Origin of the sequence: Vibrio hannami (genome assembly GCF_029589055.1) — a bacterium.
Taxonomy (GTDB): Bacteria; Pseudomonadota; Gammaproteobacteria; order Enterobacterales; family Vibrionaceae; genus Vibrio; species Vibrio hannami.
Genome location: NZ_JARQZP010000006.1, coordinates 234396 through 251280, shown reverse-complemented (window position 1 = coordinate 251280; position 16885 = coordinate 234396). Strand labels below are relative to the sequence as shown.

The following is a 16885-nucleotide window of genomic DNA, read 5'->3' as shown; positions in this document are numbered from 1 at the left end:
CAATACTCCCTAAAATTGAATGTAAATCTCTTCTGCCTGACCTTTTCTATCTACTGTCAGGTTTAACTCAGTCAAATCAGAAAGAGACTTCCAGATCCTGCCCATAGTGGCTGAATCTGTTAAATCTTCGCCATTGATGTGTGTAGCGATATCTCCGCTCTTCAATCCCACACTCTCAAATAAAACCCTATTTTTGCCCGGCCTAACCCGATATCCTATCAATTTGCCATCTTGACCACGCATCTGAGAAAGCTGGATATACTGCAACAACTTTTGTGGGTCTTCTGCTATCTCTTGCCTGATATCTTGCAGGCTAAATGTTGGATTGTTGCCGGAACGGCCTACGCTTGGGCTTCGTCTCACATCTTCAGGTTCGACTACACGTTTACTATAGTCTATTCCCTGTAACATCAGGGTCTCATTACGACCGGAATTGTCGATAATAACCCGGTCTACCAGCACCGCCTTTAATCTCGCTCTGGTTCCCTCAATGCTTTCGTCAATACCATAGGTAGCCTGAACGCCTCTATTAGAAATAACAGCCAGGCTATTAGCGTCATTAGAACTGGCAACCACACCAACAAGCGTAAGGCTCAGTCTGGTCTTCGGTGCATCTTGAACAACTACCGCTCTTTTTACAGGCTCTGTCTTTTCCGAATATAAGCCAAACAGGTTCGCTTGTTTTAACTCTTTGGTATCAAAATTGGCACTCTCCTGAGTAGCTGATACACTTTGCTGTGCTCGCCATTGTGTCGTTGAGCTGCTCTCTGCGCTATACCAAATAAGTTCTCCTACAATCCAGGCAGAAAGAGAAACAAATACAGCGGTAAAAAAGAGGCTGAATTTAGCCTGAGAATTGATAAGCCCTCGAAATAAAACCGAAAAAAAACGATTTACTTTATCTGAAGGACTCAGCGTAAACGACATGAGTAAAAACCTTGGGTAAAATTAACTATTTAAGCTTACAAGCAATACGCAAAATAGCATAGACATATGATGTTAGGGTGATTTTCCTCTCATTTTTTGAGCACCCTTGAAAAGATGGACTTATATCACCATTTTTAGTTCCAACAAATAGTCAAAATATAAGTATTTAATATGAATGTGACAACCGAAGCTGTAAGGCTGGATAAGTGGTTATGGGCCGCCCGGTTTTACAGAACACGTTCAATCGCTCGCAATATGGTGGATGGTGGTAAAGTCCATTATAACGACCAGAGAACGAAACCAAGCAAAATAGTGGAAATCGGAGCACAAATTAGGCTTCGACAAGGAAACGAAGAAAAGACCGTTATCATAGAGAAGATTTCAGACAAACGCCGTGGCGCACCTGAAGCTCAGACTCTTTATAGAGAAACGGATGAAAGTATCGCAAGGCGTGAAGAGGACAACATGAAGCGTAAAATGAATGCCCTTCACAGCCCAAGCCCGGATCGCAGGCCCGATAAAAAGCAGCGTCGCGATCTTATTAAATTTAAACATCAATAACAGCTGGAGTTTCCTGCAATGGCAAACAATGTTTTAAACCGCTACCTATTTGAAGATTTATCTGTACGTGGCGAGTTGGTTCAACTGGACGAGACATACCAACAAATTATTTCCAGCAAGGAATATCCGCAGCCGGTTCAGAACCTGCTCGGTGAGCTACTAGTCGCAACCACTCTTTTAACTGCAACACTTAAGTTTGAAGGTTCAATTACCCTTCAGCTGCAAGGCGACGGCCCCGTTTCTCTAGCAGTAATCAATGGCGACCATGATCAGAAAGTAAGAGGCGTCGCTCGTTGGGAAGGTGATATTGCGGACGATGCAGATCTGCATACTCTTATGGGTAAAGGGCACCTTGTAATCACTATCACGCCAAATAAAGGTGAACGTTACCAGGGTGTAGTCGGTCTGGAGGGTGATTCACTTTCTGAAGTGCTGGAAAACTACTTCATTCGCTCAGAACAGCTGAAAACTCGCCTTTGGATTCGTTTGGGTGAGCATGAAGGTAAGCCACATGCGGCAGGTATGCTTCTTCAAGTTGTTCCTGATGGAACAGGCTCTCCAGAGGACTTTGATCACCTGGAACAACTTACCAGCACAATTAAGAACGAAGAGCTGTTCTCGCTAGAAGCAAACGAACTGCTTTACCGACTATACAATCAGGAGACTGTACAACTGTTTAACCCACAGGAAGTTGAGTTTCATTGTGGTTGTTCACGAGAACGAAGCGCTGGAGCAATTTTAACAATAGATAAAAAAGAAGTGTATGACATCTTAGCTCATGAAGGAAGCATTGCTCTGCATTGTGACTACTGTGGTGCAAACTACTCTTTTGATAAAGACCAGGTCGAAGAACTGTACAACCAACCTGGAACAGAAAATAAAACTGTTCATTAATTCGGCATTAGGCAAGGTCCTAATCTAAGAAAATAAACGAACTCTTTTACTAAGCCAGCAGTCACATGTTGGCTTTTTTCATTATATAAGCACTAAAACTAAAAACAGTCTCAACCCTATCATTTAAAGAATAAAAATTAACAATATCTCCAAATTAACCACCAAAAAACTTAACAACGGCTCTGTCCACTCCCTCTTTTCCCTCCTTCCTCTTATCGACGAAAATCAGGCAATTGAGCTTTTTGACAATATAGATGTTGGAGGAAAGATTATTCTCGATAATTGTCATTCCAAACCCAACTCGAACATAACGAACAATAAGTATAACCCAATGTTATAAATAACTTTTATTGCATTTACACCGTTTAAAACACCATACAACAAACACAAAAACGAAAGCAAAATGCTCGATTTCGAAAGTTATTTGCATATTTTTTGATCTAACGCAATCCTATACTTTGGTAGCACCCTATTCGATAAAAAATGTGAACCAAAGACGAAAACAGCATTTTATTCTTGGATATTTTTTGACTTGTCTCCCTGTTTTCTGGCTTTCACGTTGCTAGCATGGTCAACAGACTTAAAAACAAATTTTTACAAAATCCCTACAAAAATCTCAATAAGGAGCTACCTATGACCGTTATGGAACATACTAAGGCTGCAGAACTAGACCTAACCCAGTACGGACTAACTGACGTGAAAGAGATTGTTCGCAATCCAAGTTACGAAATGTTGTTCGAAGAGGAAACACGAGACGATCTCGAAGGTTTTGAGAGAGGCATCGTTACTGAGTTAGGCGCTGTTGCGGTTGACACTGGTATATTTACGGGGCGTTCACCAAAAGATAAGTTCATCGTAAAAGATGAAACAACTAAAGACACAATGTGGTGGACGTCGGAGCAAGCTAAGAACGACAACAAAGCAATTGATCAGGATGCGTGGAACGATCTTAAAGTTCTGACCACAAATCAGCTTTCTGGCAAACGCTTATTTGTTCTGGATTGTTTCTGTGGTGCAAACGAAGATACACGCATTAAGATTCGCTTTATCACAGAGGTAGCTTGGCAGGTACACTTCGTTAAGAATATGTTCCTTCGCCCTACTGAAGAAGAGCTAAAAACATTTGAGCCTGACTTCGTAGTAATGAACGCGGCGAAAACTGAAAACCCAGATTGGGAAAAACATGGCATGAACTCTGAAGTTTATACTGTGTTCAACCTAACTGAAAAAATGCAGCTTATCGGTGGTACCTGGTACGGCGGCGAAATGAAGAAGGGTATGTTCGCAATGATGAACTACTTCCTTCCTCTAAAAGGCATTGCATCAATGCACTGTTCAGCGAACGTTGGTGAAGAAGGCGATGTAGCAATCTTCTTCGGCCTGTCTGGTACTGGTAAAACAACACTGTCTACTGATCCAAAACGTCAGCTAATCGGTGATGACGAACACGGCTGGGATGATGATGGTATCTTCAACTACGAAGGTGGCTGTTACGCTAAGACAATTCGTCTTTCTAAAGAAGCTGAGCCAGACATCTACAATGCTATCCGTCGTGATGCTCTGTTAGAAAACGTAGTTGTACGTAACGATGGTTCTATCGATTTTGATGACGCATCGAAAACAGAAAACGCTCGTGTATCTTACCCAATTTACCATATCGACAATATCGTTAAGCCGGTATCTAAAGCGGGTCACGCACAGAAAGTTATCTTCCTGACAGCTGATGCATTTGGTGTTCTACCACCAGTATCTAAGCTGACTCCGGATCAGAACTGAGTACCACTTCCTATCTGGCTTTACAGCTAAGCTAGCTGGTACAGAGCGTGGTATCACAGAGCCTGTTCCTACATTCTCTGCTTGTTTCGGCGCGGCATTCCTTACTCTGCACCCAACTAAGTATGCAGAAGTACTGGTTAAGCGTATGGAAGCAGTAGGTGCTGAAGCTTACCTTGTAAACACTGGCTGGAACGGTAGCGGTAAACGTATCTCTATCCAGGATACTCGTGGCATTATCGATGCAATCCTGGATGGCTCTATAGATAAAGCAGAAACTAAGCAGGTTCCAATCTTCAACTTGGAAGTACCTACAGCACTTCCTGGTGTTGACCCTGCAATTCTGGATCCTCGTGATACCTATGTTGATCCTCTACAGTGGGAAAGCAAAGCAGAAGATCTAGCTGGCCGCTTTATTAAGAACTTTGACAAGTACACTGATAATGAAGAAGGTGCAAGACTAGTAGCAGCTGGACCTCAGCTAGACTAATTCTGACTTACATAACAAATCGTTATTCAAGCCCCTCATTTGAGGGGCTTTTTATTGAATCCAACACTTTTTTACGTCACTCTGTAGTCAACTGGTTAAAAAGCCGAGCTAAACGGAACCTGTTGAATGAAACGGACATTTGTAATTACCACTGCATCTATACTGCTAATCATCACCTTAGTGATTGGCGCTTTGTATTGGGCTTTACAGGGGCAATATGCGAGTTCCATCGTTAACCGAATATCTCAACACCTCTCTCTGCCAGTAACGGTTTATGATGCTGAATTTAATCTACCCAACCATGTATCTCTTACCGGAGTAGATATTGAAGGACTTCAGGAAACACCAATATCAATCAGCAAGCTGGATATATGGATTACACCGTCTTCGCTTTTTAGCTCTCGTCCTACTATCGACAGCATTCTTATTGATGGAATCAGCCTACAACAAGGCATTCCGCAACTTCCTGAGAATATGGCGGTATCGCTAAAGCAGCTTGCCATTAAAAATCTGGATTACTCAGACGGTGACATTATTGGCCGCGATATAAACATCCAGATAAAAGATCCTCAGTTTTCAGATAACTCACTTCCAATACCATTTGGAACCATTCAGTTTTCTGCCGAGCAAATTTACTGGCGCGGTGAAGCATTGGACGCACTGCTAATCGATGCAGACTACAAGCCAGACTCTAGTACGATTTACGGACTCTCTTTTGACTGGCGTGGAGGAAAATTCTCAGGACAGGCGGAGCAATATGAATCCGGATGGTCTCTGGTTAACTTCACAATAGATGGCCTGCGACTAACTGTAAACCAATGGCAAAAAATCAGTCAGCTTGGGCTCGGTGATATTCGTGATTATGTTGATCATGTAAATAGTCTGGATGTACTTAAAAGCTCGGTTGAAACTCCTTTAATTTCAATGTCTAACTTCGACCTTTCGCTGGAAAACGTAAAGCTAAAATCCGATATGTGGAACCAGGACAGTGCTTATGCCTCAATGGACGCAGATAACATCACTATTCACGACCAGAATCTGATAGAGCCAGCATTTCAACTGGAGCTGGACGATAAGAAAATAGTTATCAAAGAGTTCGATACGGAATTTCAGCAGGGCCTAATCAACACAAAGGGCGTACTAACCCCAAACAGTGCAGACCTCGATTTCCTTAATATTAGCGGCCTTAAATGGATACCGGAAAGTGCTGGCGAAACAGATTTTATAACCGACACACTATCTAACGTGCAGTTTCTTAATATAAATACACTGGAGGTAAAACGTAGCCAGTTTATTCAACTAAATAAGGGAGTTAGGTGGCAACTTAGTGGGTTAAATGCTGAAGGGAAGCAATTATCTGTAATCAAAGACGGTAAGTGGGGATTATGGCAGGGCAAGCTCGATATCAGTGCAAACAGCGCCAGTTACGACAACCTTCTTTCAAGCCAGATGTTTCTTCGAATGCAAAATGACGAGGGAATGTGGTCTCTTCAGGAAGCATTTATCCCTCTGGAAAATGGTTTGATAGAAGCAACGGGAACCTTTGACCTGAGTAGGGTTAGCCAACCTTGGCGATTCGAGGTATCCGCTGACGGAATTCCTCTTAAATTCTTTTCTCACTGGTATTCGTTCCCCATAGATGTAGAAGGTATTACAGAATTTCAACTCAGTACATCCGGGCTGGGAGGTGATAATTTGATGTTCAATCACTCCCTAAATGCCGAACTAATAGGAACTATCAGAGAAGCATCACTTATCAATGAAAGCGATGAAGAGGAAAGCTTCACTCCCCACCCAATACAGTTTTCCGATATTCAGGTTAATGCATCCAGAGGCCAAATAGAGTTAAAGCCACTTAAGATTGAAGGAGAATCTTTGAAGGGATTATTAGAAGCAAAAGTCGATCTGCTAGATATTGAAAATAGCCAGATGAAACTCAGCCTGGAGCAGGAGTGCCAGAAAAAAGAGTGGGATCTGATTTCTGGCTCTGAATCGTTAAACATTCATTGCAGCGTCGATTAATGCCTCTTGCTGCTCCTGTTTATCAGCACTCTTAGGGGGCAGCAAAACGTAGGTACCTACAAACTCAACCGCAGCTTTATCTCCACTATAAATAGTGACATTAATGATAATTCTGGCTTTTCTACCTTTACCCAGCCTATCGAGATCGCCACTGATCCCATCCAATGAAGTTTTCGCAACCGGGGCTTTTTCTACCGGATGACGGAAGCGGATATTACTGTCAGCAAGAACGATATCAGCCGTCAGCCCACGCTCTTTCATCAATAGCCAGGTCATACCCCACCCCGTAAGGGTTGCAAGAGTAAAAGCTGACCCGGCAAACATTGAGTTCCTAGGGTTCAGGTTAGGATTTAACTGGGCGCAGCACTCAAACTGGTAGCCTGTGTACTGATTAATTTTGATGCCCATCTTGTCACTGATTGGAATCTGTTGTTCCCATCGCTCCTGCAACTCAGTACACCACTGCGGCTTACGCAGTACATTAGCCATAGGATCTAGCGGCTTTACTAATTGCTGATGACGGTTAGGCCCTTGCTGATCACTCAGCTCTCCCTGACTTTCAAAACCATTTTTCTTGTAAAAGCCAAGAGCATCTTCCCTGGCATTACATACAAGGCGTTTTACCCCTTCCTGTCGGGCATACGACTCAAGTGCCACAAGTATCAGTGACCCTACACCACGCTGTCGTCTGTTTGCCTTTACCGCCATAAAACGAATCTGACCTTCGTTGTCTGGCGTAATATAAAGCCTCCCGACAGCCATTGGTCTTCCACGGCTGTCGACTATCATTCGGTGATGACTCATCTCATCAAATTCATCACGCTCAGAGCCCTTAGGCAAACGAAGGGGTTCGCGCAGCATCTGCCAACGAAACTGATAATACTTGGCTATCTGATTTTCGGTTTTGGGCGTGATTAGCTTAAACATAGAAATCCTTTTTCGGTAATATACTCAAGTAACCGACTAAACCTGAAGCCAGAACGTCACTGGTCCATCGTTTACCAGTGACACTTTCATATCTGCGGCAAAGCGTCCGCGCTCTGTTGGTAGCACTTCTGCGCATCGATCAGAGAAATACTCATACAATCTCTCAGCTTCTGATGGATGCGCGCCGCGAGAAAAACCAGCACGGGTACCCTTCTTTGTATCTGCCGGTAATGTAAATTGAGACACGACTAATACTTTTCCGTTCACTTGCTGAACGTTTAAATTCATCTTGTCTTCTTCATCACCAAAAACACGGTAAGTAGTGACACGCTCCATAAGTCGTTTTGCTTTCACTTCATCGTCATCGCGTTCGACACCCAGTAAAACCAGAAGCCCTTTGTCGATTTCACCTACCACTTCGCCATCGACCTTTACCGCTGCTTCACTTACTCTCTGGATCAGAGCTATCACAACTACTTTCCTTTTCTGAATGGTTTGAATCTACCTTCGAGTGTACCATGTCTTTCTCTTCTCTCCAGCTTTCCCCTTCACCAAGAGCTGCCGTGACTTCTGCACCAAACAGCGTAATAAGCCAGCACAGATATACCCAGACAAAAAGAATCGGAATAGTCGCTAATGCACCGTAAATTAGTTGATAAGAAGGAAACTGAGTGATGTATAAGGCGAAACCACGCTTAGACAACTCAAACAGCAAAGCAGCAATAACCGCACCAGTCAGCGCATGACCAGACTTAACCTTAGTATTCGGCACCAGCATATACAAGCCGATAAAAGCGACAATCGAGATAAGAAAAGGTAACCAGCTTAACAGCATGTTGTAAGCACCAGAAAGCGTCTCAAACTGCATTAAGCGTAACGACGTTATATAAGACGTCGCAGCGATACTCGCACCAATAAAAATTGGACCAAGAGTCAAAACCATCCAGTACATTGAAAACGAATATATTGCTCGCCGTTTTTGTTTTATTCGCCAAATATAGTTCAGGTTTTTATCGATATTGGAGATAAGCATCATCGCAGCAATAAACAGAAAAAGCACACCAAACGCCGTCATTTTTCCGGTATTGGAGACAAAATCTTTCAATGCCTGATTAACCGCATCACCAGCGGTCGGCATAAAGTTGCGAATAACGAAGTCCTGAATAACCGCACCAGTATTATCAAAAAATGAGAACGACGAGAGAATAGAAAATAGAACTGTCACCATAGGCACTAATGACAAAATCGTAATATAGGCAAGATAACCTGCACTGATATTTACTCTGTCGTGCTTCATCCTTTGATAGAGATAGGCTAAGAAATGCAACAGCGTTCTCAAAGAACGCTGGGAAATCAACTTGTATCTTCCTGACAACTGGTTCATCCTACTTAATACATTTAAATCTTTATATAACGCATTCTAATAGAAAGGATTTCATTATGCGCTACTTTCTTAGCTTTCTTCTTGTTACCGCCACTTTAACCGGATGTCAGTCAACTTACTACTCCGCAATGGAGCAAGTCGGCATTCACAAAAGAGACATCATGGTTGACCGAGTCGAAGATGCCAAAGAGTCACAACAAGAGGCTCAGCAGGAATTTACCAGCGCCTTAGATGCACTTTCCGCTCTCACTCAGTTTGATGGTGGCGATCTGGAAGTCATGTATAAGCAGATCAATGAGAAATATGAGGATAGCGAAAAAGCCGCAGAAGATGTAAGTTCAAGAATCGCTGCTATTGAAGATGTCTCCGATGCCCTGTTTGAAGAGTGGGAACAAGAGTTAGAGCTGTACACCAGCAGTAAACTTCGCCGAAATAGCGAGCAGAAACTAAAAGAAACAAAGGCTTCCTACCAAACCATGCTAAAAGCAATGAAAAAAGCTGAAGCCAAAATGACTCCAGTTCTGAACACACTTCGCGACAACACTCTATACTTAAAACATAACCTGAACGCCAGTGCGATTGGTTCCCTACAGGGTGAGTTTATGAGCCTGGAAAAAGATATCTCTTACGCTATTAAAGAGATGCAAGCAGCGATTGCTGAGTCGGATAAGTTTCTGGCAAAGCTAAAGTAATCTTTGCGCTGAACCTAAGCCAGATAGCTAAGAATAAAATCACAACGAGCAAGTACCGTGTCAAACGGTACTTCAATCACTTCATACCCAAGACTCTGGTACGTGCTCACTAGCAATTCATGTATCTCTATCGCCTGTTCAAACGGATATGGGCGAACTTCATCCTGTACATAAGTCACCTTATTCGGTCGGCATACAAATACCGTTGAATAATAGCCAAGCGCAGCTTCTTTCAATTCACCACTGGGTGTTAACCCACTCATTATCGAATAAGCACTCAGATCACCTATCGCTCGATCAAGAAACGAATAACCGTCATCGTACAGCGCCTGGAGCTTTTGGTCACCCATAACCCCTAAGCACAATTTGACGAAGCCAGCCATATCATGCCAGGGCAAAACTCCATTCTCTATAGCGCTCTGCTCTTCTATCAAACGGCGAGATGATTCTGGGTAAGTTGCATGCCCCATCTCAGACAAAGCATTAATAATCGTCGTTTTTCCCGCGCCTGGGCCACCGGTAATAATAATTGGTTTTGTCATCAGTTTTCCTGCTTTTCGATATATCCTTATCTAACGATCATGCATAAAAAAACACCCCGAATCACAAGTGACTCAGGGTGTATATTTTTATCTAAACGTTAAAGCTAAGGGCTTATTTAGCCGCACGACCTGCACGCTTACGCTCGTTCTCAGAAAGGAACTTCTTACGAATACGGATGCTTTCTGGTGTTACTTCCACTAGCTCATCATCATCGATAAACTCAAGCGCTTGCTCAAGAGTCATAATGATTGGCGGAGTAAGAACCTGCGCATCATCCGTACCAGATGCACGAACGTTAGTTAGCTGCTTACCTTTAAGCGGGTTAACCGTAAGGTCATTGTCACGGCTGTGAATACCGATAACCATACCTTCGTAAACTTCCACACCGTGACCGATAAACAGACGGCCGCGCTCCTGAAGGTTGAACAGTGCGTTTGTCAGTGCTTTACCAGCGCCGTTTGAAATTAGAACACCGTTATTACGCTGACCAATCACACCACCTTTATGTGGACCATAGTGGTCGAACGTGTGGTACATAAGGCCAGAGCCAGAAGTCAGAGTCATAAACTCAGTCTGGAAGCCGATAAGACCACGAGAAGGCATCATAAAGTCCATACGCACACGGCCTTTACCATCCGGAGACATATCCGTTAGCTCACCCTTACGAAGACCAATGTTCTCCATAATACCGCCCTGATGCTCTTCAAGAACATCGATAGTTACGGTTTCATACGGTTCCATTAGCTGACCATCTTCTTCTTTGATGATTACTTCAGGACGAGATACTGCAAGTTCAAAACCTTCACGACGCATGTTTTCAATCAGAATTGAAAGGTGAAGTTCACCACGACCAGATACACGGAACTTGTCTGGATCGTCAGTCTGCTCTACGCGAAGCGCAACGTTATGTACCAGTTCCTTCTCAAGACGCTCAAGGATATTACGTGAAGTTACGAATTTACCCTCTTTACCAGCGAATGGAGACGTGTTTACCTGGAAAGTCATGGTAACCGTCGGCTCATCAACAGAAAGCGCTGGAAGCGCTTCTACAGCGTTCTGTGCACAGATGGTGTCAGAAATTTTCAGCTCACCAAGGCCTGTAATTGCGATGATGTCACCAGCATTTGCTTGTTCAACTTCGTGACGCTCAAGACCCAGATAACCCATTACAGTACCTACCTTGCCGTTACGTGTTGAACCGTCTGCACTAACAATAGTTACTTGTTGGTTCGGCTTAACGCTACCACGAGTTACACGAGCAACACCGATAACACCTACATAAGAGCTGTAGTCCAGCTGAGAGATCTGCATCTGCAGTGCGCCATCAACGTCAACGTCAGGAGCTGCTACGTTTTCAACGATAGCCTGGAACAGTGGTTCCATGTTCTCGCCTTCATCGCCTTCTTCCATCGTTGCCCAGCCATTTAGTGCTGATGCATAAACCACCTGGAAGTCTAGCTGATCGTCAGTTGCGCCCAGATTGTCGAACAGGTCAAACACCTGATCCATTACCCAGTCAGGGCGAGCACCCGGACGGTCGATCTTGTTGATAACAACGATAGGCTTAAGACCGTGAGCAAAAGCTTTCTGAGTTACGAAGCGAGTCTGAGGCATAGGGCCGTCAACAGCGTCTACAATCAGAAGCACAGAATCAACCATAGACATAATACGCTCTACTTCACCACCGAAGTCTGCGTGTCCCGGAGTATCAACAATGTTAATACGGTAGTCGTTCCAGTTAATCGCCGTGTTTTTTGCAAGGATGGTAATGCCACGCTCTTTCTCGATGTCGTTCGAGTCCATTACGCGCTCTTCAACTTCTCCACGAGATTCTAACGTACCTGATTGCTGAAGAAGCTTATCTACAAGTGTTGTTTTACCGTGGTCAACGTGCGCGATGATCGCGATATTTCTTAATTTATCAATCTGTGGAGTAGCCATGAATTTTGATTCACTCAAAGTAAAAGGGACGATATTTCGCCACTTGGTTTAAAAATCGGCGCTTAATGTACCAGATTTTTCCGAAAACGCCTAAGAAATGTGATCTTGAACAACGAAAATACTGCCTTAACCTTAGTTTTGATTTAAAACAATTCAACTCAGTTGAATGAAAAAGTTGATTGACAACTGAATGCACAACGTGCGAAATAGTCTATGTTTTGAGCATCTCAATACTCACTTGCACCAATTAGGTGCAATTAAGGATCATTTTGGTGCATACGCTGCACCAAAACAAAACACAAAAACACTAAGCCCTTGAAATTAAAGGATTTGATTTTTTGGCACAGTTTTCGCTATAGTGAATACACTTTCAATTTTATCGACTTGAAGTTGTTCAATAACAATTTGTTATAACGAACTGTACCGCTTTAACAACACTGGAGGTTATCCAAGATGTCAGTAGAAAATGTTCTATCGCTGATCCAAGAAAACGAAGTTAAGTTTGTTGACCTACGCTTTACTGATACAAAAGGTAAAGAGCAACACGTATCTATCCCTGCACACCAAGTAGACGCTGACTTCTTCGAAGACGGCAAAATGTTTGATGGCTCTTCAGTTGCTGGCTGGAAAGGCATTAACGAATCAGACATGGTAATGATGCCTGATGCTGCAAGTGCTGTTCTTGACCCATTCACTGAAGATGCAACACTAAACATCCGTTGTGACATCCTAGAACCTTCTACAATGCAAGGTTACGACCGTGACCCACGTTCTGTTGCTAAGCGCGCAGAAGAGTACATGCGTTCTACAGGTATCGCAGATACTGTACTAATTGGTCCTGAGCCAGAATTCTTCCTATTTGACGATGTTAAGTTCAACACTGATATGTCTGGCTCTTTCTACAAGATCGACGACGTTGAAGCTTGCTGGAACACTGGTACTGACTTCGAAGAAGGTAACAAAGGTCACCGTCCTGGCGTTAAAGGTGGTTACTTCCCAGTAGCTCCTGTTGACTCATCTCAGGACATCCGTTCTGCAATGTGTCTTGTTCTAGAAGAAATGGGCCAAGTAGTTGAAGCGCACCACCACGAAGTTGCGACTGCTGGTCAGAACGAAATCGCTACTCGTTTCAACACTCTAACAGCTAAAGCTGATGAAATTCAGGTTTACAAGTACGTTGTACACAACGTTGCTCACGCATACGGCAAGACTGCTACATTCATGCCTAAGCCACTAGTTGGTGATAACGGTTCTGGTATGCACGTTCACCAGTCACTAAACAAAGATGGTGTTAACCTGTTTGCTGGTGACAAGTACGGCGGTCTTTCTGAGACAGCTCTATACTACATCGGTGGTATCATCAAGCACGCTCGCGCAATCAACGCATTCGCGAACGCATCAACTAACTCGTACAAGCGTCTTGTACCAGGCTTCGAAGCACCAGTTATGCTAGCTTACTCTGCTCGTAACCGTTCTGCTTCTATCCGTATCCCAGTGGTACCAAGCCCTAAAGCACGTCGTATCGAGCTACGCTTCGGTGATCCATCTGCTAACCCATACCTATGCTTCGCAGCAATGCTAATGGCTGGTCTTGACGGTATTAAGAACAAGATCCACCCAGGTGAAGCAATGGATAAAGACCTTTACGACCTACCAGCAGAAGAAGCAGCTGAAATCCCAACAGTAGCTTACTCTCTGAAAGAAGCTCTAGAGTGTCTGGATGCAGACCGTGAGTTCCTAACTGCTGGCGGCGTATTCTCTGATGACTTCATCGATTCTTACATCGACCTTAAGTCTCAGGACGTAGAGAAAGTAAACATGACAACTCACCCACTTGAGTTCGAACTTTACTACTCTGTATAAGATTTATTTCCTCGGAAATACAGAAAGGCTTACCTTCGGGTGAGCCTTTTTTATTTATTTTACAATCAACTATCTCCCAACCTAATCCGGCAAGATAATTGCATTACTATGTTCTATAACGGTGCATGAGTACCAAGAGGAACACAGATACAAGCAAAGATTATTGCCAACAGCCCGTATCATAAGGCTTTGCCCGTAATAAATTTCTTGAGTTCTCCCTATCTTGGCTCATACTCATAAAACACTGCGCACCAACTTGGTGCAACGTGCAATTTTGGCGCAGACAAGGGGAGCGTTGTGAGTAACAATCATCTTTCAAATGCAATTCTGAACAACGTAGTAACAGCGACTATCATGCTGGATGAGAGCCTGCTCATTCGTTACGCAAACCCAGCGGCCGAACAATTATTCTCACAAAGTGCTAAACGCTTACTGGATGTTCCTCTTTCTCAGTTAATACAGCACGCTTCAATGGATCTTGCCCTTCTTACTCAGCCCCTGCAAAGTGGCCAAAGCATCACCGACAGTGATGTTACCTTTGTTGTAGATGGCAAGCCTTTAATGCTAGAAGTAACTGTTAGCCCACTGACCTGGGAAAAGAAACTTTATCTGTTGGTAGAGATGCGAAAAATCGGTCAGCAAAGACGCCTGACTCAGGAACTGAACCAACACGCACAGCAGCAAGCGGCCAAACTCCTGGTGAGAGGGCTGGCTCATGAGATTAAAAACCCGTTAGGTGGATTAAGAGGCGCAGCACAGCTGCTTCAGAAAATGCTGCCGGATCCATCGCTTGGTGAATATACACAGATCATTATCGAGCAGGCCGACCGCCTTCGCGCTCTGGTTGACCGACTTCTTGGTCCCCAGAAACCAGGCAAAAAACAGGAAGAAAACCTTCATGTTGTACTGGAGAAAGTCCGTCAACTGGTTGAGTTAGAAGCTCCAAGAATTGAGATTATCCGGGACTATGATCCGAGTTTGCCCGATATCCTTATGGATTCGGATCAGGTAGAACAGGCCTTGCTAAACATCGTTAGCAATGCCGCTCAAATTCTCGCAGACCAGGATGATGCAACTGTCATTTTAAAAACCCGTACAGTGCATCAAGCCAATATTCACGGTCACCGATACAAGCTTGCTGCCAGAATCGAGATTATTGATAACGGCCCGGGGATACCATCCAAACTTCAGGATACGCTTTTTTATCCCATGGTCAGCGGAAGAGAAGGCGGTACTGGGCTTGGGTTATCAATTTCGCAAAATTTAATCGACCAGCACAAAGGCAAAATAGATGTGGAAAGCTGGCCGGGTAGAACGACGTTCACCATTTATCTACCAATTTAATTAATTTTTTAAGCTACTTATCACCTTCATATAAATTGGATCAGTAGCAAAATAAAGGAAGTTTCATATGAGTAAAGGATATGTCTGGGTCGTAGACGATGATAGCTCCATTCGCTGGGTTATGGAAAAGACACTCTCGTCTGCCAATATCCAGTGTGAGACGTTTGCAGATGCAGAAAGCGTTCTCATGGCTCTGGAGCGGGAGACTCCGGATGTGTTGGTGTCAGATATTCGTATGCCGGGTATCGATGGATTAGATTTGCTCAACCAGGTTCATAGCAGGCATCCAGACTTACCTGTGATTATCATGACGGCGCACTCCGACCTTGATGCGGCAGTTAACGCCTATCAAAAAGGTGCCTTCGAGTATCTGCCAAAACCTTTTGATATTGATGAAACCCTCCTGCTGGTAGAGCGTGCTATTACTCATAGCCACGAGCAAAAAAGAGAAGCAGTTGCCGATGATGCTTTTACAACCGATGCTCCTGAGATCATTGGTGAAGCACCTGCGATGCAGGAAGTATTCCGTGCTATAGGCCGACTTTCACGCTCTTCTATATCTGTTCTTATTAACGGTGAATCAGGTACAGGTAAAGAGCTGGTTGCTCATGCACTGCACCGCCACAGCCCAAGGGCTAAAAATCCGTTTATTGCTCTGAATATGGCGGCAATACCAAAGGACCTGATTGAGTCAGAACTTTTTGGACACGAAAAAGGCGCGTTTACCGGTGCTAACAACGTTCGTCAGGGGCGCTTTGAACAAGCTAATGGCGGAACCCTGTTTTTGGATGAAATCGGTGATATGCCATTAGATATCCAGACTCGACTGTTACGGGTGTTAGCCGATGGACAGTTCTATCGGGTTGGCGGTCATTCAGGCATAAAAGTTGACGTTCGTATTGTCGCAGCAACCCACCAGAACCTTGAAAAGCTGGTTCACGAAGGTAAATTCCGTGAGGATTTATTCCATCGTCTGAATGTTATTCGAGTTCAGATTCCTGCATTAAGAGATCGCAAACAGGATATCGAGAAGCTAACACTGCACTTCCTGGCACGAGCAGCAGAAGAGCTTGGCGTTGAAATAAAAACGCTTCACTCCTCAACAGTTGATGCCTTAAAGCGCCTTTCATGGCCAGGGAACGTTCGCCAGCTTGAGAATATCTGTCGCTGGCTGACAGTAATGGCGAGTGGCAGCGAGGTTCTACCTTCAGACCTCCCTACCGAATTATTAGAAGAAAAATCTGTTGCTACCAGTGGAGGCAGTGGTAGTTGGCAAACTGAACTGGAATCGTGGGCAAATGCAGCTCTCGCGTCAGGAGAGACTGAGCTTCTGTCTTTTGCATTACCTGAGTTTGAACGAATTCTTCTAAAAACCGCATTAAGCCACACTAATGGCCACAAGCAGGAAGCGGCAAAGGTGCTGGGTTGGGGTCGTAATACCCTTACACGGAAGTTGAAAGAGTTAGATATAAACTAAAAAGGTCAGCTGTGAATCCTGAAGGCGCTCGCTCATCCCACTTTCGG

The 16885-nt window shown here is 44.0% G+C and carries 13 protein-coding genes and 1 pseudogene; 8 read left to right on the top strand and 6 right to left on the bottom strand.

The genetic code is table 11. The features are described 5' to 3' along the window. Positions 1-9 precede the first annotated feature (9 nt). Positions 10-927 (bottom strand): type II secretion system protein GspC, encoded by a 918-nt coding sequence (gene gspC / locus P7F88_RS12430; RefSeq protein WP_277825141.1) that lies wholly within the window; start codon positions 925-927, stop codon positions 10-12. A 171-nt stretch (positions 928-1098) separates the two neighbouring features. Here gspC and hslR point away from each other — a divergent pair, with 171 nt between their 5' ends. The 4 genes and pseudogenes from hslR (at position 1099) to P7F88_RS12410 (ending at position 6667) form a co-directional block, all read left to right on the top strand. Then, positions 1099-1488, top strand: coding sequence for a ribosome-associated heat shock protein Hsp15 (gene hslR, locus P7F88_RS12425; RefSeq protein ID WP_277825139.1), 390 nt, complete (start codon positions 1099-1101; stop codon positions 1486-1488). 18 nt (positions 1489-1506) lie between these two features. Then, a complete protein-coding gene (gene hslO, locus P7F88_RS12420) occupies positions 1507-2382 on the top strand; it encodes an Hsp33 family molecular chaperone HslO (RefSeq protein WP_277825137.1) in 876 nt (291 codons plus the stop codon). 633 nt (positions 2383-3015) lie between these two features. Continuing rightward, a pseudogene (gene pckA, locus P7F88_RS12415) lies at positions 3016-4645 on the top strand (phosphoenolpyruvate carboxykinase (ATP)). Positions 4646-4771: 126 nt separating this feature from the next. Next, positions 4772-6667, top strand: coding sequence for an AsmA family protein (locus P7F88_RS12410; RefSeq protein WP_277825135.1), 1896 nt, complete (start codon positions 4772-4774; stop codon positions 6665-6667). Here the strand turns inward: P7F88_RS12410 and P7F88_RS12405 are convergent. Genes P7F88_RS12405 through P7F88_RS12395 form a run of 3 tightly spaced genes read right to left on the bottom strand, consistent with a single transcriptional unit; the run spans position 6641 to position 8978 of the window. Further along, a complete protein-coding gene (locus P7F88_RS12405) occupies positions 6641-7594 on the bottom strand; it encodes a bifunctional GNAT family N-acetyltransferase/hotdog fold thioesterase (protein ID WP_277825133.1) in 954 nt (317 codons plus the stop codon). The genes P7F88_RS12410 and P7F88_RS12405 overlap by 27 nt on opposite strands. 36 nt (positions 7595-7630) lie before the next feature. Continuing rightward, positions 7631-8065: a D-aminoacyl-tRNA deacylase gene (gene dtd, locus P7F88_RS12400; RefSeq protein WP_277825131.1), complete on the bottom strand. Its 435-nt coding sequence runs from the start codon at positions 8063-8065 to the stop codon at positions 7631-7633. Further along, entirely contained in the window at positions 8037-8978 is a 942-nt protein-coding gene (locus P7F88_RS12395) for a virulence factor BrkB family protein (RefSeq protein WP_277825130.1), read from the bottom strand. The genes dtd and P7F88_RS12395 overlap by 29 nt, the downstream gene beginning before the upstream one ends. A gap of 56 nt (positions 8979-9034) precedes the next feature. Between P7F88_RS12395 and P7F88_RS12390 the strand changes: the two genes are divergently transcribed. Next, a complete protein-coding gene (locus P7F88_RS12390) occupies positions 9035-9670 on the top strand; it encodes a DUF2959 domain-containing protein (RefSeq protein WP_277825129.1) in 636 nt (211 codons plus the stop codon). 14 nt (positions 9671-9684) lie between these two features. On the opposite strand, the gene P7F88_RS12385 is transcribed toward P7F88_RS12390, so the two are convergent. Together P7F88_RS12385 and typA are read right to left on the bottom strand one after the other, a co-directional pair. After that, positions 9685-10212 carry an AAA family ATPase gene (locus P7F88_RS12385; protein ID WP_277825128.1) on the bottom strand — a complete coding sequence of 176 codons (528 nt, stop codon included), beginning with the start codon at positions 10210-10212 and terminating at the stop codon, positions 9685-9687. Between the two features lie 112 nt (positions 10213-10324). Next, positions 10325-12154 (bottom strand): translational GTPase TypA, encoded by a 1830-nt coding sequence (typA, locus tag P7F88_RS12380; protein ID WP_277825127.1) that lies wholly within the window; start codon positions 12152-12154, stop codon positions 10325-10327. A 453-nt stretch (positions 12155-12607) separates the two neighbouring features. On the opposite strand from typA, the gene glnA reads away from it, so the two are divergent. From glnA to glnG, 3 genes are all read left to right on the top strand, one after another. After that, on the top strand, positions 12608-14017 hold the full coding sequence (gene glnA / locus P7F88_RS12375; protein ID WP_277825126.1) for a glutamate--ammonia ligase: 1410 nt from the start codon (positions 12608-12610) through the stop codon (positions 14015-14017). Positions 14018-14314: 297 nt separating this feature from the next. Further along, positions 14315-15361: a nitrogen regulation protein NR(II) gene (gene glnL / locus P7F88_RS12370; RefSeq protein ID WP_277825125.1), complete on the top strand. Its 1047-nt coding sequence runs from the start codon at positions 14315-14317 to the stop codon at positions 15359-15361. A 67-nt stretch (positions 15362-15428) separates the two neighbouring features. Further along, the gene (gene glnG, locus P7F88_RS12365; RefSeq protein ID WP_277825124.1) at positions 15429-16838 is read left to right on the top strand and encodes a nitrogen regulation protein NR(I); all 1410 of its coding nucleotides are present in this window, start codon (positions 15429-15431) and stop codon (positions 16836-16838) included. Positions 16839-16885 lie beyond the last annotated feature (47 nt).